General features: G+C 50.5%; 15 protein-coding genes. 12 read left to right on the top strand and 3 right to left on the bottom strand.

The features are described from left to right. Positions 1-22: 22 nt before the first annotated feature. Complete coding sequence (locus GUA98_RS14085) at positions 23-1,300, bottom strand: sensor histidine kinase (protein WP_193723475.1); 1,278 nt, start codon at positions 1,298-1,300, stop codon at positions 23-25. A 207-nt stretch (positions 1,301-1,507) separates the two neighbouring features. Here GUA98_RS14085 and GUA98_RS14080 point away from each other — a divergent pair, with 207 nt between their 5' ends. The 6 genes from GUA98_RS14080 (at position 1,508) to GUA98_RS14055 (ending at position 10,201) form a co-directional block, all read left to right on the top strand. Continuing rightward, a complete protein-coding gene (locus GUA98_RS14080; protein WP_227779661.1) occupies positions 1,508-2,443 on the top strand; it encodes an ABC transporter ATP-binding protein in 936 nt (311 codons plus the stop codon). A 12-nt stretch (positions 2,444-2,455) separates the two neighbouring features. Then, the gene (locus GUA98_RS14075; protein ID WP_193723474.1) at positions 2,456-3,640 is read left to right on the top strand and encodes an ABC transporter permease; all 1,185 of its coding nucleotides are present in this window, start codon (positions 2,456-2,458) and stop codon (positions 3,638-3,640) included. Continuing rightward, on the top strand, positions 3,633-4,817 hold the full coding sequence (locus GUA98_RS14070; protein ID WP_193723473.1) for an ABC transporter permease: 1,185 nt from the start codon (positions 3,633-3,635) through the stop codon (positions 4,815-4,817). Before GUA98_RS14075 ends, GUA98_RS14070 begins: the two co-directional genes overlap by 8 nt. 341 nt (positions 4,818-5,158) lie before the next feature. Next, positions 5,159-6,856 carry a molecular chaperone HscC gene (locus tag GUA98_RS14065; RefSeq protein WP_193723472.1) on the top strand — a complete coding sequence of 566 codons (1,698 nt, stop codon included), beginning with the start codon at positions 5,159-5,161 and terminating at the stop codon, positions 6,854-6,856. A 7-nt stretch (positions 6,857-6,863) separates the two neighbouring features. Continuing rightward, complete coding sequence (locus GUA98_RS14060; RefSeq protein WP_193723471.1) at positions 6,864-9,497, top strand: J domain-containing protein; 2,634 nt, start codon at positions 6,864-6,866, stop codon at positions 9,495-9,497. Positions 9,498-9,514: 17 nt separating this feature from the next. Continuing rightward, positions 9,515-10,201 carry a DUF1266 domain-containing protein gene (locus GUA98_RS14055; RefSeq protein WP_193723470.1) on the top strand — a complete coding sequence of 229 codons (687 nt, stop codon included), beginning with the start codon at positions 9,515-9,517 and terminating at the stop codon, positions 10,199-10,201. 91 nt (positions 10,202-10,292) lie between these two features. Here the strand turns inward: GUA98_RS14055 and GUA98_RS14050 are convergent, their stop codons facing one another. Beyond that, complete coding sequence (locus GUA98_RS14050) at positions 10,293-11,102, bottom strand: flagellar motor protein MotB (protein ID WP_127540965.1); 810 nt, start codon at positions 11,100-11,102, stop codon at positions 10,293-10,295. Further along, on the bottom strand, positions 11,086-11,883 hold the full coding sequence (locus GUA98_RS14045) for a flagellar motor protein (RefSeq protein WP_095359886.1): 798 nt from the start codon (positions 11,881-11,883) through the stop codon (positions 11,086-11,088). The genes GUA98_RS14050 and GUA98_RS14045 overlap by 17 nt, the downstream gene beginning before the upstream one ends. 169 nt (positions 11,884-12,052) lie before the next feature. On the opposite strand from GUA98_RS14045, the gene uvrB reads away from it, so the two are divergent. From uvrB to GUA98_RS14015, 6 genes are all read left to right on the top strand, one after another. Beyond that, complete coding sequence (gene uvrB, locus GUA98_RS14040; protein WP_095291456.1) at positions 12,053-14,044, top strand: excinuclease ABC subunit UvrB; 1,992 nt, start codon at positions 12,053-12,055, stop codon at positions 14,042-14,044. 686 nt (positions 14,045-14,730) lie between these two features. Beyond that, the gene (uvrA, locus tag GUA98_RS14035) at positions 14,731-17,589 is read left to right on the top strand and encodes an excinuclease ABC subunit UvrA (RefSeq protein WP_193723469.1); all 2,859 of its coding nucleotides are present in this window, start codon (positions 14,731-14,733) and stop codon (positions 17,587-17,589) included. Between the two features lie 448 nt (positions 17,590-18,037). Next, on the top strand, positions 18,038-18,247 hold the full coding sequence (locus tag GUA98_RS14030) for a DUF2759 family protein (RefSeq protein ID WP_095291462.1): 210 nt from the start codon (positions 18,038-18,040) through the stop codon (positions 18,245-18,247). Between the two features lie 258 nt (positions 18,248-18,505). Continuing rightward, the gene (locus tag GUA98_RS14025; RefSeq protein WP_193723468.1) at positions 18,506-19,672 is read left to right on the top strand and encodes a S1C family serine protease; all 1,167 of its coding nucleotides are present in this window, start codon (positions 18,506-18,508) and stop codon (positions 19,670-19,672) included. A gap of 42 nt (positions 19,673-19,714) precedes the next feature. Further along, a complete protein-coding gene (locus tag GUA98_RS14020) occupies positions 19,715-21,613 on the top strand; it encodes a stalk domain-containing protein (protein ID WP_193723467.1) in 1,899 nt (632 codons plus the stop codon). Between the two features lie 528 nt (positions 21,614-22,141). Next, on the top strand, positions 22,142-24,655 hold the full coding sequence (locus tag GUA98_RS14015) for a U32 family peptidase (protein WP_183526814.1): 2,514 nt from the start codon (positions 22,142-22,144) through the stop codon (positions 24,653-24,655). The last annotated feature ends 115 nt before the right edge of the window (positions 24,656-24,770 follow it).

The following is a 24,770-nucleotide window of genomic DNA, read 5'->3' as shown; positions in this document are numbered from 1 at the left end:
GCATCATCACTTCCTTTCTTTCTTAGATCAGATCAGTCTTCTTCATCATGGGCAAACGTGTAGTTACGGTATAAGGGTAAGCCTGCCGGATCTCGAGCCGGCCTCCAATGGATTCTGTGCGAAGTCGCATTCCTTCATGCCCCATTCCCGATGGGCCCGAATCTGCTGCTGTGCTGCGGTTCGATTGTGCTCCCTCTCCCTCAGGCCGTGCTTTCGCAGACTGCTCCGCTTTGATTACGCCATCATTGCTGACGGACATGCAGACCTCACGTTCCCCGAACTCCACTTCCACCGTAATTGTGCTGGCGTTGCCATGTCTCAGGGCATTGGTTAGCGCTTCTTTGGCATTTTTATATAGGACGATCTGCATGCTCGGATACAGCTCACGGGATGAGCCGCGGATTTCATAACTCGTTTTCACCCCCGTCTCCCTGCCTACCTCTTCCAGTAGAAGATCCAGTGCGTAGGCTTCGGAAACATACGAACTGGAACGCAGTTTGTGAAGGGTAGCACGCATGTCATCCATGCTTGCTGCCAATTGATCACGTATTTGTCTTACCATTTCCGTACCTTGTTCGGTATCCAGAGGAAGGGTCAACAGGGCAGCCTCAGACATCATTTTCGTACGAATGAGGCGGTGTCCGATATCGTCATGAAGCTGCCTGGAAATCCGGGTCCGTTCTTCCTCCTGAGCTACTCCCTCCAGCTGCTTCGTGAATAGCAGCAGTTGTGCACGAGCGTCTTGAAGCTCGTAATGTTTACTGCGAAGTTCGTCATATACCTGTTCCAGCTGTCCGCGACTGCTCGCCATTTTGGAACCCTGCCAGGAGAGTGCGGCGGTAAGGACAAGGATGAGGTTTCCCACCACTTTTCCCGCTGTCTCCTCCAGGAAGGGGAATTTAGATTCAGTAGGAACTGAGGCAAACCAAGGAAGCAGCTCTTGAGGCGGAGCGTATTGCCAGTGTAACGCTATATTTGTGGCGACAAGCTGAGCTCCCAACATCAACCAGCGGGATGTCCCTTCAAGTCGATACATATACACATAGAGTATGGATAAGGACAAGAACAACATGAACGGTCCGTATACAGCAATCAGCCAGCAGCTCCAGAGCATTTCAGCCAGGATGAGCAGCACATACCGAGCACGAGAACGAGAACGGGCAAAGTCCTTGCAGACAGCGAGTCCCAGCGCAATGATGATAAAGAGCGTATATAAATCCTCCTGGTCCAAGGGCAGCATCAAGAGGTACAGGACCGCAGGAACGAGAATTAAACCGTATTGCAGTATACGCATCGGCATAGGTAAGAAACATCCTTTTTAAAAATGGAATGGGAAATTACGGGTAATGCACCCCTGATTATAGCACAGCATGCTTGATATGAAGGAGATGACTTAAGTCACCTCCATCTTATGACCTTTCGTACCTTCGCGGGACCATGGGATTCGGTACAATACAGATATGAAATCTGGCGGCGGATGCTGGAATGGAAAAGGAGTGTATGAGCGATGGCTATTCTTGAAATGGAACATGTGGTAAAACGGTACGGCAGCAAGCTTTCGGTCGATCACTTGAACCTGAGTGTGGAGCGGGGGGAGATATTTGGACTCTTGGGACCGAACGGAGCAGGCAAAAGCACCACCATCAGTATGATTGCAGGTCTGCTCAGCATCGATCAGGGTGAAATCCGGCTGAATGGCATCTCAGTCAAGGAGCGACCGCTTGAAGTCAAACGCAAGATAGGACTTGTGCCGCAGGATCTGGCGCTGTATGAAGCGATGACGGCTGCGGAGAATGTCACTTTTTTTGCTAGGCTATACGGACTGCGCGGGAAACTGTTGAAGGAGAGGGTGCAGGAATCGCTCGAATTTGTCGGGCTGCAGGATAAAGCGAAGGATGCCCCGTCCACTTTCTCTGGCGGGATGAAACGCAGGCTGAACATCGCATGTGCCATTACGCACCGGCCGGATCTGATTATTATGGATGAGCCAACGGTAGGAATCGATCCTCAGTCGAGAAATCATATTTTGGAATCTGTGCGCACGCTTAACAAGATGGGATCAACCATTATCTATACAAGCCATTACATGGAGGAAGTCGCGGCAATCAGTAACCGGGTGGCGATCATGGATCAGGGACACATCATTGCCTGTGGCACCGAAGCGGAGCTGAGAGAGCGGGTAGCGTCCGAGGAGAAAATCGTGCTAAGCGCTTCGGGAATTGGCCCCGGTGCCGTTGAGGAACTAAGGCTTCATCCGCGTGTGCGTGCAGTAGAAGTGGCAGGAGACACCTTGACCATTACGCTGCCTTCGGCGCAGCAGGATCTACAGGATATCCTTTTCATCTGCAGCAAACACGAGATTGCCATTCAGTCGCTCCAGGTTGAAGAGCCCGATCTGGAGACATTGTTCCTCAATCTGACCGGTCGAACGCTGCGGGATTAGGAGGTGGCATGGATGAACATTTGGCATATTTGCATGTTTGAAATAAGGCGGATTTTAAGAATCCGATCTGTTCTCCTCAATCTGTTTGTTCTACCGCTGCTGCTCATCTTTATTTTGGGAGCCGCGTTATCCAGTACGATGGATACGGGGAAGGACAATGTGCCTGGACAGGTACGCGTGGGAGTGATTCAGACAGGTTCGAATTCAGGTTCAGTCACGCAAGCCTTGAACGCATTTGTAGAGGCTCCGGCTGTATCCGACATGATGAAAGTACAGCATTTTACGTCGGAGGAGGAAGCCGAACGTGATCTCCGGCAAGGTGAACTCGATTTTGCAGTCTTGATCCCGCCCGATCTGGAGGAACGGATGGCGAAGGGGCAAGAGGCGAAGCTGCAATGGATTCTGGGGAAAGACGGCACACTGAACATCGTAGGTGAGACGTTGTTTACCCGCTTTACGGATGAACTGAACAGGCATATGGCAACAGTGGAAGTGTTGGGACCCGAAGCAAGCGTGGCTGTGACATCCATGGTTGATGAGGGCACAGCCGATATCTCTTATGTTAATGTCAGCAATCCTGGGACGGCAGGTACCTCATACAGTGCCTCTCAATATTATGCTGCATCCATGCTGGCCATGTTTATGTTATACGCGGGCATGACGACGAGCAGCAGCCTTTTTAGTGAGCGGGACAAGAAAACCTTAACCCGTCTGCAGGCTGCTCCCGTAGGCAATGGTGTCATTTTTGCAGGAAAAATTGCGGGCAACAGCCTCCTGGCCTTCATGCAGGCGCTGATTATTGTTCTGATGACCTATTGGTTATACGGCGTGAATTGGGGGTCACATCCTTGGCTGATTGTTCTGATCTGCGTTCTGATCACCATATCTTCAATGATGATTGGTGTAATTGTGGCACTCGTAAGCAAAAGTGCAGCTTCTGCAAGTGCGTTAATGCAGGGCATCATCATTGCCATGACGTTTATTAGCGGCGGCTTCACCCCGATTGCCATTGATTTTGTACAGCGGATTGGTGAATTTACGGTGAATCACTGGGCTCTGCAAAGTTTCCTGCGCATGATGCTGAACGCATCGATGAGCGAGATTATGCACAATATCCTCATGCTCGGTGTGGTGAGTGCCGTCTTGCTTGCCATTGCAGCTGTGATCTACGGGAAGGTGGGATACCGCTATGAATAGTCTGAATATTGCATGGTTAATGATCAAACGCACCATAGGACGCAAACGGGGGTTTATGGCATTCCTGCTGCTTCCCTGCCTTGTTGTCACAGGAGCAGTTGCGTTATTTGGGAGCGAGCAAGCCACGCGGGCCGTTATTCCATATGTAAACGAGGACCAGGGCGCAGCCGGTGCATGGATTGTGAACGAACTTGCGAGCAAGGAAGAATATCTGCTCAAGCCGATGAACACGGAGGCAGAACTGCGAGAAGCCATTACCCGGCAAAAGGGGAATGCGGGGATCATCATCCCTGCTCATTATACGGATGACTTGCTGCAAGGGAAGAAGGTATCGATCGAGCTGGTTGAACTCCGTGTCAGTGAGAGCTCCTACACGCTGCGGGCTGCAGTGGAAGGGATGGCTGGCGGACTTCATCAGTCGGCCCAGGTTGTGATGGCGGCAACGAGTGCAGCATCAAATCAAGAACAGATTGCAGAATCGGCAGCAACTCAAGAGCCATTCGAACAGCTGCTGCAGAAAACGGCGGAACATCAGGTCTCCGGTGAAGCTACCGACCTGCAGATGTATCCCAAACCAGGACTGAACAATGTGACCGGATTTACAATCATGTTCATGATGGGGCTGCTGACCAGCGCAGTAGCTGTCATTATGGAAGACCGCAGGCAGCGGACGATGGCCAGAGTGTACACTGCTCCTGTTCGTGCATATGAAATTGCTCTCGGCAATTTCCTGGGCAGCTTTGCCATCGGCATGATTCAGATTGTGCTTGTGCTGGGGATCAGCAGGTGGGTGCTGCACTATGACGCAGGTATTCCATTTGGTGTGCATTTCCTCATCCTGGCTGCATTTATGCTGGTATCCATGGGGATTGCGAGTACGGTGGCCGGATTGATCCGTGAATCCAAAAACGCAAACGTACTGAATTCGCTTATTATCACACCAACCTGCATGATCGGAGGGTGCTTCTGGCCGCTGTCGATTATGCCGGATTATATGCAAAAGCTGGCCAACTTTGTCCCGCAAAAATGGACGATCCAAGCTGTTGAAACCATCTCTGCAGGCGGCACGCTGTCCGACATCAAACTGCCGCTGCTCATTCTGTGTGGCATGGCTGCCATATTGCTGACGGTCGGATCGGTTATTCTCCGGCCTAATCAGCCAGGTGTGGACGCATAACCTATTGAAATGTGCTGCGACCATTCAGGATTGGTTCATTTAATCACTAGAAAGACTTCCATAAATTCGAACGGCCGGGTGCACATTTGTGTATCCGGTTTTTGGGCTGTAATCAGGTAGGGAAGGTGCCAAGGGTCTGATTCGTGGTGCCTGCTTTTGGGTAAATCAGTGAAGTTATACCTATGTCCTCAGGTTGTTAATCTATGATAAATTGTTCGTTAAGGAATGAATTAGACAGGTCCATCCGGTATGCCGTACTTGTATATGCCAGCATATAACAAGGCCTGTGGGATTGTCCTGTACATTTTATAGATGTTGAACAGAAAGAGGGTAAGTACTCCATGACAATCATCGGTATTGATCTGGGAACAACGAACAGCCTGGTATCCTGCTGGGCTGGCGGAGAACCCGTTATTATTCCAAATGCACTCGGCAACCGCCTGACGCCTTCCGTCGTCAGTGTCGACGACAATGGGGAGATGCTCGTTGGTGAAGTGGCCAAAGAGCGGCTGATAACACATCCCGAGCGGACAGCTTCTGTCTTCAAGAGGTATATGGGGACCGGGCGAACATTTCATTTGGGTACATATCATTTTTTGCCGGAAGAATTATCGGCTTTTATATTAAAATCGCTGAAGGCGGATGCTGAAGCCTATTTGGGGGAGTCCGTGACCGAAGCGGTTATTAGCGTACCCGCGTATTTCAACGATGCCCAGCGCAAGGCCACACAGCGGGCAGGAGAACTGGCCGGTCTCAAGGTCGAGCGCTTGCTCAGCGAGCCCACAGCAGCGGCCATAGCATACGGTCTGCATCAGCAGCAGCCGGAGACGAAATTCCTGGTATTCGATCTGGGCGGCGGTACATTTGATGTATCGGTCCTGGAACTGTTTGATCAGATAATGGAAGTGAAGTCGGTTGCCGGAGATAACTTCCTGGGGGGCGAGGATTTCACAAGACTGCTGGCGGACATGTTTGCCGAGCAGCATCAGATTGAGCAGGATACGTTGTCAGGCAAGGCACAGTCAGCCCTTTGGAAGCAGGCCGAATCTTGCAAACGTGCGCTTGTTGATGGACGAGAAGGTACGATGTCCTTGACGCTGGAAGAGGGAGTAAAGGAACTTCATGTTGACCGTGCAAAATTTGATCAAGCGGCTAAACCGTTACTGGCACGATTGCAAAAACCGGTCGAGCGTGCATTGCGCGATGCTTCAGTCAAACTCAATGAGCTGGATGCGGTAATCCTGGTAGGCGGGGCTACGCGTATGCCGCTTATTTATTCGTTTACAGGCAAATTGTTCGGCAGACTGCCTGCGAACCATCTGCATCCGGATGAGGCTGTAGCCCTCGGTGTGGGAATCCAGGCCGCAATGAAAGAACGCCATGCCGATCTGGAGGAAGTGATTCTGACAGACGTATGCCCGTATACACTGGGGACCTCTGTGTCGATGTCGCTTGGTAATGGCCGTTTCGAATCAGGCATGTTTGCGCCGATCATTGAACGGAATACAGTCATTCCCGTTAGTAAGGTCGAGCGATACTATACCATGCACAACAATCAGGCATCCATTACTGCGGATATATATCAGGGAGAGAGCCGGCTGGCGAAGAATAATGTCAAGCTGGGCGAACTGACGATCTCGGTACCACCTGCACCCGCGGGGCAACAGGCCGTAGATATCCGTTTCACGTACGATATTAACGGCATCCTGGAAGTGGAAGTGTCTTCGGTGGAGACAGGGGAGAAAAAGGTAGCGATCATACAGGGCAAAGAAAGTGACTTGTCCAAAGAGGAAATTGCCGAGCGATTCAAAGCGCTGGAAGCGATCAAGATCCATCCGCGGGATCGGATGGAGAACCGATTGCTCCTGGCTCGCGGAGAACGGATGTATGAAGAATCACTGGCCGAGTACCGTACGATTATAGCCGAGGCCATGCTGCAGTTCGAAGAGACGCTCAAACGCCAGGACGACCGTGAAATCAGGAAAGAAGCAGAAAAGTTGAAGGAAGTACTGGATCAAATTGAAAGAGTGCGGGAGTGATATGTGAATGGACATCTGGACAAGATTGGGGCTTGAGCCTACGCAGGATACCGGAGCCATTAGACGTGCGTATGCGAAGCAGCTGCGAAGTACGCATCCGGAAGACGATCCAGAGGGGTTCCAGGAATTGCGGTCAGCTTACGAGCAGGCCCTGAAGGCTGCGAAAGAACCGATGCCGGATCAGGAGCTGCTTGCGGAGCAGGTCAGCCCGCAAGCACAGAATCAGTCCGAGATGGAGCTCCGCTCTGTTCAGGCAGAAGGCCCTTTGCAAGAAGCTGCTTCCGAATCCGGTGAGGGTCCCGTCTACTTTACGGTGGATCACTGGGATGCTCCTGTTGAGACAGCAGCCAATTCGCTTCAAGATGCAGCTTCCGTGGATGACACAGTCCACTTGCTTGAAGGAGCACGTTCTATCGTAGAGGATGTATTCAAACGGGCAGATTCCGCCGTATGGGAAGACTGGCTGCAGAGCGAGGAACTATGGCAGCTGGACGTGAAATTTTATACGGGAACGGAATTGCTGCGGATGCTGTATGAACGTCCTTTTTTACCGAAAGCCGTCTGGGGACGGTTGGATGACTTCTTCGGCTGGACGGAACAGCGGGAAGAGCTGAAAGAGGTGCTTCCGGAGGAAATCGCAGATTATCCTGGCATGGAACTGGGGCGTCCGTGGGAGCTTCGCTATGACACGTTTGATCCGGGCAGGGATGTGGACTATGAGACCTTCATTCGTCTGCGTGAAACTGCATTCCAACTGATGCTTCGAGGTGATATTGCGGAAGCCGCATCACACATTGATGCAGGTATGGCACTTTATCCGGACGACCCGGACCTGATCCGGCTGGCCGCCAAATTCCGCCTATGGAACAAGGAGGAAGACGCCGCTCTGGTATTGTTTGAAAGGCTGGCTGCACTCGAACCAGATGCAGTGGACGGGCTGCTGCATAGCGCAAGACTTCTGCATGCTGCCGGGCAGAGGGAGCAGGCTGAGCAGCTGTACGGCAAGGTACTGGAACGCGAACCTCATCAACTGGATGCATTGAATGGATTGGCCTTGTTCTATCAGGAGCAGGGGGAATTGGAGACAGCACTACACATGGTTGAGCAGATCGTCGCTCAGTATCCTCATGATCTGGAGATGCAGATTACGCTGCTGGAGCTGAAACAGAAACGGGTTGAGCAAAAGATCAGAGCGGCTGAGCAGCAAGCGGATGCGGTCGTTCGTCGCACACTGCAGCGTGAGGCTGCCGAGGGGTATGCTGAACTGTGGAACGATGAGCAGCTTGTTCAGTATCTGGGCGAAATTAATGTGAACGAGGAGTTGGATGCGGCATTATATCTGCTCTGGGCCCAGGGCTTTGTTCGAATAGGCAAAGGCGAGGAAGGGATTGAAGCCCTTCAGTACGCTGAGGCTGCTGCGAGCAGAGAAGGAATCAGCAGCTTTGCGATATTGCTCGAACGCGGGCAACTGCATTTGCGCATGGACAATAATTCGGCTGCCATAGAGGATCTAGGTAGAGCAGCAGAAATGGATCCGTCTCATGCCGAGGTCAGGCATTTGCTGGCGAGTGCTTACCAAAGAGAAGATCAGCTTGAGCCTGCCATTGAACTATCCGGTCAGGCGATTGAGCTCAATCCCGAGCCCTATGAATATTATTCGCTGCGGGCACTTTGTTATTTTAGAATGGGACGTTATGAAGAAGCGCTTGCCGATTATGAGATTGTTGTGGTTAAGGAGCATGATTTTGCAAATGCCTGGTACCGGAAAGGGTTCGCACATTTGAAACTGGGGCAGTATGCTGAGGCCGTACAATCCCTTGAAACTTCTTTGGTCCATGAGCATGAAGCGGTCATTTATTATTATCTGGCCATTGCGCGAACGAAACTGGGGGAGATGGAACAGGCGCTGCACGATATCCGGCAATTCCGGAGCGAGAATCCGGGGGACCAGGACGGCCCTCTGATTGAAGGAGATATCCTGCGTTTACAGGGGCAGCTTATGCCGGCACACGATACATACGTCAACGGGTTAAATGAACATCCCAACGTATATGAGCTTGCTAAAATGGCGGTCGTTTGCGTGATGGAGTCTGATATGGAGGACAAGGAGCCACATTTGAACAAACTTGCGGACATGATGTCTAACATGGAGACGGTCGAAACGTGGGGATTGCTGTTCATTACACGATATCTGGTTGAAGTCCAAGACTGGGCAAGTGTCCGAGCATATGTGGAAGCATATGTAGACGGAGAAGAACCGGAGGATATTGATCCTCATATCTGGTTGTATTCCGGGATTGCAGCCTATCATGCGGGAGATATGGACCAAGCCATTCTTGAACTGGGCAAAGCCTACGGTGCAGGTCTGCGGGGCGATGTGTGCAGTGCTCTGAGCATGGTGTATTACGATAAACATGATTGGGATCAGGCGCTCGCCTATGCCGAAGAGGCTATACACAGTCAGCCAGACCACCCGGATTATGTTGTGCGTCGTAACGCTATTGCTGCTCGTGCGGCAGAACGGGGATTTTCCTTTTTGAAAAAGCTTCGCAAATCCAAGCCGGCGTATGAACTTTGGCCTTCGACTGTACCCCTTCAGCATCTGGAGCCAGATGAAGTCATGGATTTACATTTTACGTAGGGAGGAGGGCAAGGATCATGGGACAGGACAGAGGAGCGGCTCAGGCTGTGCAGGGTGTTACGGACAAACAGCTGTGGTTTCGGGGCATGAGCGCCATCATGGATGAGATGAATGGACTGGATATACGCAGCGATTACGAGCATGATGAGAATGAAGAGGAAAAGGATCGATTCCGTACCTCTTTGGAGGAAGAATGGCGTATTCATAACAGGGAAGAACTCCTGTCGGCTTTGGAATGGATCCGGGAAGGCGGGCATCGGGTTGCGTTTGAACAAATGAGGACTTTTATGAACGCATTATCGGAAGCCGATCAATGGAAGTGCATTCAGTCCCTTAATCCGGAAACGGGGAGATATCATGAATATCTGGTGGTCAAAACGTATATGTACAAACTGCCCCCTGCCGGCATCGCAGCCTGGGATTGGGGAAGATACGCCAACCTGTGTCGCAAGAGTGCATATGTCGGGTTTATCACTGAGGTGGAAGCAGAACAATTGATTTTGGAGGCGGCCCTTGAAGCGCAATCGGCTTATTCTTCGTGGAAAGAGTACGCGGTTGCTTTCCTGGCGGGCAGATTGTACTGGTTGGAGCAAACGGCCGAGCCGCTGGTTCAGCGTCAGATCAATTATGTACGGAATTTGTTCGTACAATCGAACAGCATTTATAACAAAGTGGACTGGAATTTGAATTTGTCCCTACAGTAAAATAAAGACACAAAAGCACGTTCTACTGAATTCGGTTCAGCAGGAACGTGCTTTTTTGGTGAAGTAACGGGATGCCTCGTCCGATTGGCACTTAGGTTTGGGGTTGCAGCTGACGCAGTACGGTGATTTCGACCCGGCGGTTCTTTTGCCTGCCGGCTGCAGTGGAATTATCACCTGTGGGACGTGTGTCTGCATAGCCTGCGTATTGAAATCCGTCAGGGTCCAGATTTTCTTTGTCCAGGAAAAACCGCAGTACAGACAGTGCGCGCTCACCGGAGAGCTCCCAGTTATCTTTGTATGTGGAATTCGCGCCGACAGGCACATTGTCGGTGTGTCCCTCGATGCTGACGACAGTGCTCAGGTCACGAAACAGGCTTGCGAGCTTGCTGAGTGTAGGTGCAGCGTCACTTTTGAGGGCGGCCTGTCCCTGATCGAACAGAAAGCGGTCACTCAGGGTGATGGAGATCCCCTGCGGATTATCTGCTACAAAAATCTGATTTTCCAGTTTATTATCTTCGATATACTGGGTAATCACATTGAACAGATTCTGCAGCTCCTCTTCCTGGGATCGAAACTGTTCTTCCCGCTCAGTTAGTGGCTGACCTTCTTCGGGAGATGTTGTATCTTCGCCCTGGACCTCAGTTGGAGGGACTTCAGTGATAGTATGACCTGCGGTTTCATCAACTCCATTGCCAAGGTCAAGAATGGAATCAGATTGATTAAATGTATTTTGCAGTGATTGGGTTACCACGTCGTATTTGCCGGAGTCCAGATTGCTCATGGCGTACATGATGACAAAAAAGATCAGCAGCAGCGTAATGAGATCGGCATAGGTAATCATCCATCGATCCCGATGGTCACCAGGTTCACGTTTTCCGCGCCTTCTACTGCGCCGACTCATCCAATCCCTCCTTCATTACAGGACGTGAGATTTGACGATGTGTGAGCGTGAAGGACTCAAGCCGTTTCCGTACAAGATGAGGATTCTCCCCATTCTGAATGGCGAGCACACCTTCAAGCAGCATCTCCATCATCTGAATATCTTCAGCACCTCTGGACTTAATTTTGGAGGCAATGGGCAGAAAGATAAGATTGGCACTGGCTACCCCGTATAAGGTTGCGGTAAAGGCTACCGCAATGGCCGGGCCCAGTCCGGTAGGATCCGTCAGGCTGCCTAGAACCTGAATCAGTCCCATGACTGTACCGATAATACCCATGGTTGGAGCGTATCCTCCGGCGGACTCGAAGATTTTGGCATAGCCCTCGTGCTTCTGTTCTACGGAATCAATCTCCAGCTCCATGATCTGACGGATTACATCCTGATCGGTGCCATCGACAACCATCTGGATACCGTCTTTCAGAAATGGATGCGGATGATCCATCACCTGGCGTTCCAGGGCAAGCACACCTGAACGGCGGGCAATGGAGGACATGTCCACCAATTCTTCCATCCACTTGCGCGGATCATTGTCATTCCGACCAAAAGCCATGCGCAGTGCTGCCGGAATGGTGCGCAGCCGATGAGACGGGAAGCTGGCAACCACTGCAGCAATTGTTCCACCGAATACAATCAGAGCAGCTGTTTTTTGCACGAGGCCGGACAATTGGCCGCCTTCCCACAAAAAACCGCTGATCACTGCGGCAATCCCGGCAATAATGCCGATAAGTGTCGCAATATCCATAAATTAACCCACTCCTGTCTTTACTTCACGTTTGCATCACATGTACGAACGAGGTATAATTATACGGGAACAAATATTCCTATTACTATAAGTTTTCCCATATGAAAATTCGGGGAACTTCGACAATATATAGTGACTATTATTTTAGACGATAGGGTGAGATACGGCAATGAGCGATATTATAATGAGCGACAAAACGTTCGAGATCGAGTCCGAGTTTTCTCCCCAAGGTGACCAGCCTGCTGCCATTGAAGAACTGGTGCAGGGTGTTCAGGAAGGGAAAAGATATCAGACGCTGCTGGGTGCAACGGGAACGGGTAAAACCTTCACGATTGCGCAGACGATTGCCAAGCTGCAACGTCCCACGCTGATTATTGCCCACAATAAAACGCTGGCAGCACAGCTTGCGAGTGAATTTAAAGAATTCTTTCCAAACAACATGGTTGAGTATTTTGTCAGTTACTACGATTACTATCAGCCAGAAGCATATATTCCGTCTTCCGATACGTATATCGAGAAGGACTCCAGCATCAACGAGGAGATTGACAAGCTGCGTCACGCCGCGACCAGTTCGCTGTTTGAACGCCGGGATGTCATCATTGTAGCGAGTGTGTCCTGTATCTACGGTTTGGGATCTCCGCATGACTACTCTAGCATGTTGCTGTCACTGCGCGTAGGCATGGAGAAGCCGCGTAATCAGATCTTGTCCCGATTGGTTGAGATTCAATATCAGCGAAATGACATCAACTTCGTACGGGGAACATTCCGTGTACGTGGCGACGTCGTAGAGATTTTCCCGGCATCCAAGGGTGAACATGCCATTCGGGTAGAGCTCTTCGGAGACGAGATTGAGAAAATTACGGAAATTGACGTGTTAACCGGAGAACTGATCGGTGAGCGCGATCATATTGCGATCTTCCCGGCATCTCACTTCGTAACCCAGGAAGAAACGATGCGGGTTGCACTTGTCAACATTGAGCGTGAACTGGAAGAGCGGCTTGAAGTACTGCGCGAACAAGGCAAACTGCTGGAGGCGCAGCGACTGGAGCAGCGTACACGTTACGATATCGAGATGATGAAGGAAGTTGGATTCTGTTCGGGGATCGAGAACTATTCAGGTCCGCTGACATTCCGTGAACGAGGTGATACGCCTTACACGCTGCTGGATTACTTCCCGGACGACATGCTGATCGTTGTCGATGAGTCCCACGTGACTCTGCCGCAGATCCGTGCCATGTACAACGGTGACCAGGCTCGGAAGACTGTTCTGGTGGATCACGGATTCCGCCTGCCGTCAGCACTGGATAACCGTCCGCTAAAATTCGAAGAGTTTGAAGAGAAGATGAACCAGATCATCTACGTATCGGCAACGCCAGGACCGTATGAGATTGAGCATACGGATACGATGGTGCAGCAGATTATTCGTCCAACCGGTCTGCTTGATCCGGTCATCGAACTTCGTCCAACGAAGGGACAGATCGATGACTTGATCGGCGAGATTAATGATCGGATTGCCAAGGACGAACGTGTGCTTATTACAACGCTGACGAAGAAGATGTCCGAAGATCTGACGGATTACCTGAAGGAAATTGGTATCAAGGTGCGCTATCTGCACTCTGAGATTAAGACATTGGAACGTATGGCAATTCTGCGTGATTTGAGGCTGGGAACATTCCATGTGCTTATCGGGATCAACTTGCTCAGAGAAGGTCTGGATTTACCGGAGGTTTCACTTGTTGCCATCCTGGATGCCGACAAGGAAGGTTTCCTTCGTTCCGAACGCTCCCTGATTCAAACGATCGGCCGGGCGGCACGGAACAGCGACGGTAAGGTTATTTTGTACGGAGATAAAGTGACCGATTCGATGGATAAAGCAATAAAAGAGACCGAACGACGTCGTGAAATTCAAATAGCATATAACGAGAAGCATGGAATTACTCCTCAGACGATCCGCAAAAAAGTGCGTGATGTGATCGAGGCAACCAAGGTTGCCGAATCCAAGAACGAGTATCTTACAGGCGCTGCCGAGAAGATGTCGAAGAAGGAGCGGCAGTCGCTTATTCAGCGTCTTGAGGCTGAGATGAAAGACGCCGCGAAGAACTTGCAGTTTGAGCGTGCAGCAGAGCTTCGCGATGCGTTGCTGGAGCTGCGAGCGGAGTAAATTGATAAATAGATATGCAACAAGAGAACGGCCAGTTGGCCGTTCTCTTGTTGAGTAAAGAACCGGCAAGGAATGACCGATAATTAGTCATGTTGAAAACCTGGAATCAGGTCTATACTGATAGAAATGTTGAATTGGTTAAAAGGTTTATAGGAGAGCATTTGGAAGTCGTGTAGAGGGGAGCCGAGCCAAAGGCAATGGTGACCACCGCGAACGAGGCAGGGCCGTTAGCGTCTTGGTGTTCATTGGAGCCGAGCCAAAGGCAATGGCGACCTACCGCGAGCGAGGCAAAGCAGTGAGCGCTTGGTGTTTAGTGGAGCCGAGCCAAAGGCAATGGCGACATACCGCGAGCGAGGCGGAGCCGTGAGCGTCTTGGTGTTCAGTGGAGCCGAGCCAAAGGCAATGGCGACTTACCGCGAGCGGGGCGAAGCCGTGAGCGCCCTCTCGCAGTAGAGCAGCCTTCCAAGAGACCGGCAGCAGGCCGGAATCCTGGAAGAAGCTGCGGGCACACGACATACCTTCACATAGCAAGACCCGACCCCACACCAAGCACAGCCTGTTTCGGGTGTCCAGAGGGCTGCGCCCTATGGGGCCCTCCCTTGGAAGGGAGGGTTTGGGTGGGATCGAAACGCTTGAAAAGCCTTTTAAAAAGGTTGGAATTACATTATTGAGAGGATGGATAACCATTGGCGAGCGAGAACATTGTCATTAAAGGTGCGCGAGCGCACAACCTAAAGAACATTGATATTACCATCCCGCGTGACCGTTTTGTCGTATTGACCGGTCTGAGTGGCTCAGGCAAGTCCTCGCTGGCTTTTGATACGATCTATGCAGAAGGACAGCGGCGTTATGTGGAATCATTATCTGCTTATGCACGCCAGTTTCTCGGGCAGATGGAAAAACCGGATGTCGACTCGATCGAGGGCCTGTCACCAGCCATTTCCATTGACCAAAAAACAACAAGCCGCAACCCGCGTTCCACGGTAGGAACGGTTACGGAGATCTATGACTACCTGCGTTTGTTGTTTGCACGTGTGGGACATCCTCACTGTCCGGACCATGGTGTAGAGATTACATCCCAGACCGTAGAGCAGATGGTAGACCGCGTAATGCAGTACCCGGAACGCACCCGGTTGCAGATCTTGGCACCGATTATCTCCGGCCGTAAGGGCGAGCACAAAAGTGTGTTTGCCGACGTATCCAAGCAAGGCTTCGTCCGTGTGCGGGTGAATGGAGAACTGCGTGATTTGTCAGAAGATATTCAGCTGGAGAAAAATAAAAAACACACGATTGAAGTGGTCGTAGACCGGATCGTAGTGAAGGAAGATGTACAAGCACGTCTGGCTGATTCCATTGAAACGGCACTTAATCTATCCGGAGGACAATTGCTAGTAGATATCATGGGTGAAGAAGAACTTCGCTTCAGTTCCAACTTTGCTTGCCCGGTTTGCGGGTTCAGTATTGAAGAACTCGCGCCACGGATGTTCTCCTTCAACAGTCCGTTCGGAGCTTGCCCTGATTGTGATGGACTGGGTGTGAAAATGATCGTAGACCCGGATCTGCTCGTTCCGGATCGCAGCAAAACGATTGAAGAAGGTGCGTTTGATGCCTGGACAGGCGGTACGTCCACGTATTATCCGCAGTTCCTGAAGTCAGTATGCGAGCACTTTAATATTCCACAGGATGTACCTGTAGAGGATCTGCCAGCGGATCAGATGAACAAGCTGTTGAATGGTACAGGTTCGGAGAAGGTCCGTTTCCGTTACGAGAATGATTTTGGGCAGCGCAAGGAAGCCATGGTGACCTTTGAAGGAATCGTTAATAACCTGGAACGTCGTTATCGTGAGACGGCATCCGAGGGGATCCGAGAGTTTATTGAAGGGTACATGAGTGCGAAGCCTTGTGGTACCTGCAAAGGAAACCGATTGAAACGGGAAAGCTTGGCTGTTACCATCAATGACCACAACATGGCATATGTAACCGGCCTGTCCATCGGGGAAGCAGGACGTTTCTTCGAATCGCTGCAGCTTACCGAGAAGGAACAAGCCATTGCTAAACTGATTCTGAAGGAAATTAACAGCCGTCTTGGCTTCCTGGTCAATGTCGGTCTGGATTATCTGACCTTGAGCCGTGCTGCCGGAACATTGTCCGGTGGTGAAGCCCAGCGGATTCGTCTCGCTACCCAGATTGGTTCCAGTCTGATGGGTGTGCTGTACATTCTCGATGAGCCAAGTATCGGTCTGCATCAACGGGATAATGATCGTCTGATTTCCACACTTGCTCACATGCGGGATATCGGTAATACGCTGATTGTCGTGGAGCATGATGAAGACACGATGCTGGCAGCCGACTACATTATCGACATCGGCCCAGGCGCGGGTATTCATGGCGGTACCGTCATGTCACAGGGTACACCGGAAGAGATCATGAATGACGAGAACTCGCTGACGGGGCAGTACCTTAGCGGACGCAAGTTTATTCCTGTACGGACGGAACGCCGCAGCGTAGGAGATCGGTGGTTGGAAGTGCGCGGGGCCAAGGAAAATAATCTGAAGAATCTGAATGTTAAAATTCCGGTGGGTGTATTTACTGCAGTCACAGGGGTATCCGGATCAGGTAAATCGACACTGATTAATGAAATTCTGTACAAAACGCTCGCACGGGATCTGAACCGTGCACGTGTGCGTCCCGGCCAGCACAAAGAGATCCGGGGTCTGGAACATATTGATAAAGTCATCGATATCGACCAGTCGCCAATCGGCCGTACACCGCGTTCCAACCCGGCTACGTACACCGGTGTCTTTGATGATATCCGTGATCTGTTTGCACAGACAAATGAAGCAAAAGTTCGTGGTTACAAAAAGGGCCGGTTCAGCTTCAACATCAAGGGTGGACGCTGTGAAGCTTGCCGCGGAGATGGAATTATCAAGATCGAGATGCACTTCCTGCCCGATGTCTACGTCCCTTGTGAAGTCTGCAAAGGGAAACGGTACAACCGGGAAACCCTAGAAGTTAAATATAAAAACAAAAATATTGCAGATGTACTCGAAATGACAGTTGAAGATGCTACACAATTTTTCGAGAACATTCCGAAGATTCATCGCAAAATGCAGACATTGCTTGATGTAGGTCTGGGGTATATTAACCTTGGTCAACCTGCAACGACCTTGTCTGGTGGTGAAGCACAGCGTGTGAAGCTTGCTTCCGAGCTATATCGTCGCAGTACAGGCAAAACAATCTACATTCTGGACGAGCCTACTACAGGTCTGCATGTCGATGATATTGATCGTCTGCTTAATGTGCTCCACCGTCTGGTGGATTCCGGTGAATCGGTACTCGTGATCGAGCATAATCTCGATGTTATCAAAACCGCTGATTATATCGTGGATCTGGGTCCTGAAGGTGGTAGTGGTGGCGGAACGATTGTGGCGACAGGGACACCAGAGGATATTATTAAGGTGGAAGCCTCGTATACAGGCAGGTACCTTAAACCGGTATTGGAACGCGATACGGAACGAAGCAAAACGCTGCAATTGACGGAGTAGGTAGCACAGTATTGTTCGTTGAAATGAAATGAAAACATAGTGACCATCCACCCTACTTGATTCAGATTCATATATCATTTACTTATCTGTGTCTTGGCGACAAGCCGAGCTGGAACGTAAATTGTGGATTAGCTAACTAGGGTGGATATCTCTATAATCAATAACCCTTCTTTTGATGAAGGGCGAGGTATTTATTTTCCGATGAGTGCCTTGCTCCATTCAAAAGAGGGGTTATTCCTTTTTCAATGAAGTTAGCATAATAGTTTATTTCATTGAAAGTGTTTACATATGAGGTAGGGCAGGCATTACAGCAACCTGAGTCTGAACTGGATTTTTTTCATTTTTCTGGATGATAGGGCTTGCATTACTAGCAGGGGACAGATAACATAGAGGAAGATATTAGGGTATGCGTTAGCTGTTCAACTATGGTGAGGGGGTCTGTCTATCCATGCTGTTTGCAGAAGCTGCCACGGCGAGTACATCCAATTTTAATGCATTTGATATTTTTGTCATTCTGTTTACAATCATTATTTTTATTGGTGTAGTTCGTCTTCTTCGAGCACCGAAGAAGAATCTGTTTGCGATCGGATTTGCAGTAGTCAGTCTGCTTGTCTTCCTAATGACGGACTATGCAATGATTAAGAACTGGTTTAGTTAGGGTGTTCAGAAAATAGTAGAGGAAACAGACAAAACACTTTCCTGGGTCATGGCGGAGGGTGTTTTTTTGTGTACTGGTGGGTATGTGTGAAGCCATGTTTTTCCGAGTAAAAGTAGGACTGAAAACATTTGTACAGGAAGAATATGTATGTTAAATTGGAGGATACCGGTATAGCAGATGATAGAGACAAGAAATCCATAGAGTTGGATGCTAGGATGTCGCATAACGGAGGATATATGGAGAGGGTTAGGTGAAAAGATGAGATCGTTGGAAAAAAAATGCATGGCGGTGTGTATGGCTGCTGTACTCGGGGTGAGTGTTGCGTCTACGGCTGGGGCAGCAGAGCAGGCAGCTGGCATGAAGGCCAAAGTTGTTGACGGACAAGTGTATGTCAGTGCAGCTGATCTGGTTAAGTCCATGGGTGGGAATGGCCAGTATGATGCAAAAACAGGAACCTATCAGTACAAGGGGAATGAAGCCATTCCTAAAGTCATCGAGAAGGTGTCACCATCTGTTGTTGGTATCATTGGCAAAGCGGATGCAGGGCAGGAAGGGGTCACGACAGACCGCTATAACCTGGCTCATGGGACCGGTGTGATTATACGCTCCAATGGCTGGATTGTGACCAACGCACACGTGATGGATGGACTAAGCAACGCCTTGGTTGTGACGACCGATGGTAATACATATAAAATTACGAAAAAATACAGCGATCCACTGAGTGACCTGGCTCTCATCAAAATTAATGCCAAATCGCTTAAACCAGCGACGTTCGCCAAAGCTTCCCAAACTTCAGTCGGCGAGACGGTTGTTGCTATTGGTACACCCATCTCCTTCTCCCTGCGAAACTCGGCAACCGTGGGGGTCATTAGCGGCCTGAATCGCGGAGTGGAGGCAACCTATCGATTAATTCAGACGGATACAGCCATTAACCCGGGGAACAGCGGAGGACCTCTCGTTAACCTCAAGGGGGAGGTTGTGGGCATTAATTCCATGAAGTTTTCAGCGGTGGGTGTCGAGAATATGGGATTTTCGATTCCTGTAGATACCGTTCAATATATTATCAATCAGTTTTTTGAATACGGCAAAATCAAACGGGCAAGCCTCGGTCTGCAGCTCGAAGAGAGCTGGTCTGCGATTGTGGGTCTGCCTACGGATGATCCATTGACGATCACGGGCGTGCTGTCCAGTGAAGCGAAGAAAGCCAAGATCCAGGAAGGAGACGTGTTATACAGCATAGCGGGTACGCGTGTCTCTTCCGTTGTGGATATTAATGAGCTGCTCAAGAAATATGTACCCGGGCAAAAGGTGAAACTGCTAATGCAATCCGATGGTGATATTGTCACACGTACATTGGTGCTTGCGGATCGTGCAGATATCCAAGATGAGGATACAGAGCTGTTTCCGGTAGATGAAGAACAATAAAGCCCGGTGAACGACCCGGATCAGAGAGGACGATGGAACGGAATGAAGAAGTCATTTTTACGTGTGCTGAGCACAGGGGTGTTGACCGGGATGCTGACCATGGGTGCTGTCATGCCTGTATGGGCAGCTGAATATACGACGAATGAGCTGCGGATCCAAGCCGGAAGTACGAGCGCCTACATCAACGGCAGCAAGCAAGCGATCGCCAAACCGTATAAGGCTAAGGGTGTGACGATGGTGCCTGTAGGTGTGTTCAAGAAGGCATTTGGCAGTGAAATTCGGCTCGAGAAAAATGATGTTGTCAAGGTGAAGGAAGGTCCGCATACGATCACCTTAACGGTTGGCAGCTCCATTGCCTGGGTGGATGGGGTCAAAAAGGAAATGGGTGCCGCTCCCAAAATGGTGAATGGCGTGCTTATGGTCCCGCTTCGTCCGGTAGCTGCCGGCATTGGAGCGACGCTCGCTCCAAGCAGTTCCGGGGAAGTGGTCATCCGATTATTGCAAACAGATGATTCCGTGGATGAAGATGAGGGCGGCATCGATCTCGACGCAGGCAAAACAAGAATTGGCAACAGCTATTACGGCTGGTCCATTAATTACCCGGCAGATCTGATGGTTTTGCAAACAGGTGAGCAGGAGCGGATGATGACGTTTGGCTCGGCGGACAGCAGCTACTACCTTGAGGTGTATGTTAGCGATCAGGATGTGGCTCTGGATTCGGATGACATGCTGCAGCAGCTGGTGCAGGAGGCCAAGCAGTCGGGGGATACGGTGCTGGACCGGGAATCCGTTGCCAAAGGCAAAACGCCTTATGCCCGAATCGTGGTTAAAGATATGGACGGCATGTTATGGGAGATGCGCCAGTACATTAATAATGGTCGTCAATATGATGTTTACCTGGCGGATTACGATGCACTGAACTACAAGGATCTGAACAAACGTGCAGCGTTCCTTAACTCATTCCAGCCTACCTACGTGCAATCGGACCGGACCATCAAGGATCTGTCCACCGTCGATAATGGCATGCGTTCCGCATGGAATGACGATTACGGCATCGAACTGAGTGTCCCGGCTGGTTGGTCCATGGATAATACTCAGATGACTTATGAGTCCAAGGATGGCGCATTTCTGCAAATGCGCGTGACTTCAGCCCCAGCTGGGGCAACCGTAAAAGACTGGAGCAGTCAACTGGACAAGTGGATGCGAGAAACGTTCACACCTGAAAGTTATGAACCAATTCGTTCGTATACCATAGACGTTTCTGGCGAAACGGCGGAGGTCAATGAGTTCCGTTATAACTTCGGTGACGGATGGCAGACGGAGTTCGATGTACTTTTGCAGAAGAACGGTTATCGCTATTACGCCGAATACACATTCCCTGAGGAGCAGACTCAGGATCGGGAATGGTTTGAGCGGGTGATGAATAGTGTTGTAATTGATTTTGATACCGTCTCCGATAACTTCGGACAACTGGATGAAGATCCGTATTTGACCGATAAAACGAAGACTTTAACACGCACGTCCAAACGGTACCATTATAGCGTCGACATTCCGCGTTACTGGACAGCGTATAATGACCGGTTCGAGTATTCTCCCGTTGTTTATACGTTCACAGGTGGCCAGTTCTCGATTGGCGTGAACGAGGATCAATCGGTCGAAATGACGGTCAGCCAGCTGAGAGAAGCTTATGAGGAAGCCGCGAAAACGCGGAAAAACTTCAAGCTGCTGAACAGTGGGGAGACGACCATTGCTGGTGTTCCGGCGTTCTCCTTCACGTATCATGAACTGGACAACGGAGTACCGTATACCGGGCAGCAGATTGTTTTTGAACAGAATGGAATGACGTATACGATCACAACGGGACTGAATGATGCTAACAAAACGGATGCGCAGACTGCAGCACTGGAAAAAGCGGTGAAATCATTTACTTTTACAAACTAATAAAGTTAATGCCGGAGGGTCTGAGACCTTCCGGTTTTTCTATTTCAATCAAATGAATCCAATATTACACGGAACGAAGAGTGCGCAGAACCAATCTGAAGAAGCGAAGCTGAAAGCTTTCTGAAAGAAAGCTGCATCGGAAGCATAAGCCCCGTTATCCCTGGATTTTCCCCTTTATAAAGGGAATCAAAAAAATCCAGGGATAACAGCGATCGGAAGATGGTACTGCAATCGGAGTGGTAAAGTGTAAAATTATAATTGAACAGATGGAAATGAAAATGGTAAACGGTTTTTTCAGGAAAGCGTAGAAGAGTGAGTGCAGAAGTGGTACAATATCTTAGTTCAGGAGTTATGACTGCTGATCTGATAAATTAAGATGACTGTAGGCTTGGGAATTAGGCAATACAGACATAATGTATAGATATAGCGATACAGTGACAATGCAGGCATACGGGATGAAGGTACAGGCTAAACGTAAGAGGAAACAGGGATGAAATCCGGCGAAGGCCGGTTATGGGGAGGATCTACATGAAAACAGCAACATTACGAAGAGAAGACGTCGAGCTTCTGGCACCTGCAGGTGACTGGGATTGTATGCGTTCGGCGGTGGCCAACGGCGCGGATGCGATTTTCTTCGGAGTCGAAAAGTTTAATGCACGGGCACGCGCGAACAATTTCCGCATGGAAGAACTGCCGGAGATTATGGCGTTTTTGCACAGTTATGGCGTAAAAGGGTTCTTGACCTTTAATATATTGATTTTTGAAAATGAGTTGGCGGATGCCAAGGAACTGATCGACGCATGTGTCGATGCTGGCGTAGATGCCGTGATCGTACAGGATCTGGGCTTGGTGAAACTGATTCGCGAGATCTCACCGGATTTCCCGATTCACGGTTCCACTCAAATGACGATTACATCACCGGAAGCGGTTGAGTTTACGAAGCCGTTTGATATGGAACGTGTCGTGCTTGGACGGGAGAACAACCTGAAGCAAATTCAGAAGATCGGTGAACAGGCGAAGCTTCCAATGGAAGTATTCGTGCATGGTGCACTGTGTGTATCGTATTCGGGACAATGTCTGACCTCCGAGATGTGGGGCGGACGTTCTGCCAACCGCGGTGAATGTGCACAGGCTTGCCGTTTGCCATATGACTTGATGATCGACGGAGAGCATAAGCCGATGGGTGATGTCGCATACCTGCTGTCTCCGAAGGACCTGGCTGCCATTGACCTGATGCCGGAACTGATCGAAGCAGGCGTAACTTCCTTCAAGATCGAAGGTCGTCTCAAAACCCCGGAATACGTGGCAAACGTGGTTAGCAAATACCGCAAAGCCATTGACCGTTACTTCGACGGTGACAATACGCCACCAAGCAAGGAAGAAATCCGTGAGCTGCAGCAAAGCTTCTCCCGTGGCTTCACACACGGTTTCCTGGACGGTACGAACAACAAACAGCTGGTTGACGGTACATTCCCGAAAAGCCGTGGTGTCTACCTCGGACGCGTGGATCAAGTTCTGCGTGACGGTGTTGTGTTGAAGCTGGACGCACCGGTAAAGCGTGGAGACGGCATCGTGTTTGACGCTGGTGATCCAACGCAGAAGGAAGAAGGCGGACGGGTATACGATGTACGTCGTAAAGGCGTGAAAATTGAAGGCGAAGCCGGTGAAGGCTGGATCGTGGACATCGTGCCAGGTCGTAGTGACGTGGACTTGCGCCGCGTGAAGGTTGGCGACAAAGTGTGGAAAACGAATGACCCTGCGCTGGACAAACGTCTGCGTCAGAGCTTCGAGACCGAGAAGCCATACCGTGTATTCCCGGTAAAAGTAAAAGTCATCGGCAGCCCTGGGCAGCCGCTCAGCACTTGGTGGACAGACGTGCAGAAAGGCACGACCGTCCGGATCGATTCCGAGATGGAACTGGACATCGCCCAGAAGCGTCCAATGACCTATGAATTGCTCGAGGAGCAATTCGGACGTCTGGGCGGCACCGTGTTCCAGCTGGAAGAGCTTGACGTCAACCTGCACGGTGACGTCATCATCCCGATGCGCGAGCTGAATAACATTCGCCGTCAGGCGGTGGAACAGCTCGCGGGCGAGCGCCCTAAACCGCCCGTCTACGTGAAACGGGCGGTAGAAGTTTACGGCGATGCGGTTAAACCGGCATCGCCAGTGGCTCGCGGTCAAGCGGAGCTGACCGCGCTCTGCCGCAGCCTGCCTCAAGTCGAGGCAGCGCTGGAAGCGGGTGTCGGCATGATCTACGCCGACTTCGAATTCATCAAGCAGTTCCCGGCAGCCGTGGAAGCCGTACATGCTGCTGGCCGCAAGATTGCCTTGGCAACGCCGCGCATTCACATGCCTGGCGAGAACGGATACCACAACAACATCCTGCGTCTGAAGCCGGACGCTGTGCTGGTACGTAATACAGGTGCGCTGTACTTCTACCTGCGCCACCGGATGGAGAACCCGGATGCGGATCATCCGGAACTGATCGGTGACTTCTCATTGAACATCGCCAACCATAAGGCTGTTGAACTGTTCCTGGAAGCAGGATGTGACTGGATCACACCATCTTATGACCTGAACATTCAACAAATGGTTGATCTGTTGGGTAACTCCCGTACAAGCCAGACCGAAGTGGTTATCCATCAGCATCTGCCGATGTTCCATACGGAGCACTGTGTGTACTGTACGTTTATGAGTGAAGGAACGGATTATACGAACTGTGGACGCCCTTGTGAAGAACAGCGTGCATCCCTGCAAGACCGGATTGGCATGTCCCACCCGGTACGTGTGGATGAAGGCTGCCGTAATACCGTTTATAACGCAGTGGAACAGTCGGGTGCCGAGTACCTGACCAACTTCATGGACCTGGGTGTATCCCGTTACCGCGTCGAGTTCCTGGAAGAGACGCCGGAGCAGGTTATGGAGGTTATTGATCTGTACAACCGTGCACTTCGCGGCGAGATCAGCGGTACACAAGTGTGGAAAACACTGAAAGCAACCAACCAACTGGGCGTTACGCGTGGTCAATTGGTGAAATAAACGGATCGTAGGTTATATCTATTAGGACGATAAGTATAGTAGTAAGCAACAGGTTACAAGCATGAAGCAACCCCAATCTCTGCTTTACGGAGCTCTTGGGGTTTTTTCTGTAAAA

The organism is Paenibacillus sp. P13VS (genome assembly GCF_015143645.1).
Lineage (GTDB): Bacteria > Bacillota > Bacilli > Paenibacillales > Paenibacillaceae > Paenibacillus > Paenibacillus xylanilyticus_A.
This window is presented reverse-complemented; position numbering and strand designations above follow the sequence as displayed.

Coding starts and splice junctions, on each gene's coding strand:
- GUA98_RS14050 (WP_127540965.1), bottom strand. CDS start 11,102: ATGAGTCGGCGCAGTAGAAGGCGCGGAAAACGTGAACCTGGTGACCAT.
- GUA98_RS14045 (WP_095359886.1), bottom strand. CDS start 11,883: ATGGATATTGCGACACTTATCGGCATTATTGCCGGGATTGCCGCAGTG.
- GUA98_RS14065 (WP_193723472.1), top strand. CDS start 5,159: ATGACAATCATCGGTATTGATCTGGGAACAACGAACAGCCTGGTATCC.
- GUA98_RS14060 (WP_193723471.1), top strand. CDS start 6,864: ATGGACATCTGGACAAGATTGGGGCTTGAGCCTACGCAGGATACCGGA.
- GUA98_RS14020 (WP_193723467.1), top strand. CDS start 19,715: ATGAAGAAGTCATTTTTACGTGTGCTGAGCACAGGGGTGTTGACCGGG.
- GUA98_RS14015 (WP_183526814.1), top strand. CDS start 22,142: ATGAAAACAGCAACATTACGAAGAGAAGACGTCGAGCTTCTGGCACCT.
- GUA98_RS14070 (WP_193723473.1), top strand. CDS start 3,633: ATGAATAGTCTGAATATTGCATGGTTAATGATCAAACGCACCATAGGA.
- GUA98_RS14075 (WP_193723474.1), top strand. CDS start 2,456: ATGAACATTTGGCATATTTGCATGTTTGAAATAAGGCGGATTTTAAGA.
- uvrB (WP_095291456.1), top strand. CDS start 12,053: ATGAGCGATATTATAATGAGCGACAAAACGTTCGAGATCGAGTCCGAG.
- GUA98_RS14055 (WP_193723470.1), top strand. CDS start 9,515: ATGGGACAGGACAGAGGAGCGGCTCAGGCTGTGCAGGGTGTTACGGAC.
- GUA98_RS14025 (WP_193723468.1), top strand. CDS start 18,506: ATGAGATCGTTGGAAAAAAAATGCATGGCGGTGTGTATGGCTGCTGTA.
- GUA98_RS14030 (WP_095291462.1), top strand. CDS start 18,038: ATGCTGTTTGCAGAAGCTGCCACGGCGAGTACATCCAATTTTAATGCA.
- GUA98_RS14080 (WP_227779661.1), top strand. CDS start 1,508: ATGGCTATTCTTGAAATGGAACATGTGGTAAAACGGTACGGCAGCAAG.
- GUA98_RS14085 (WP_193723475.1), bottom strand. CDS start 1,300: ATGCCGATGCGTATACTGCAATACGGTTTAATTCTCGTTCCTGCGGTC.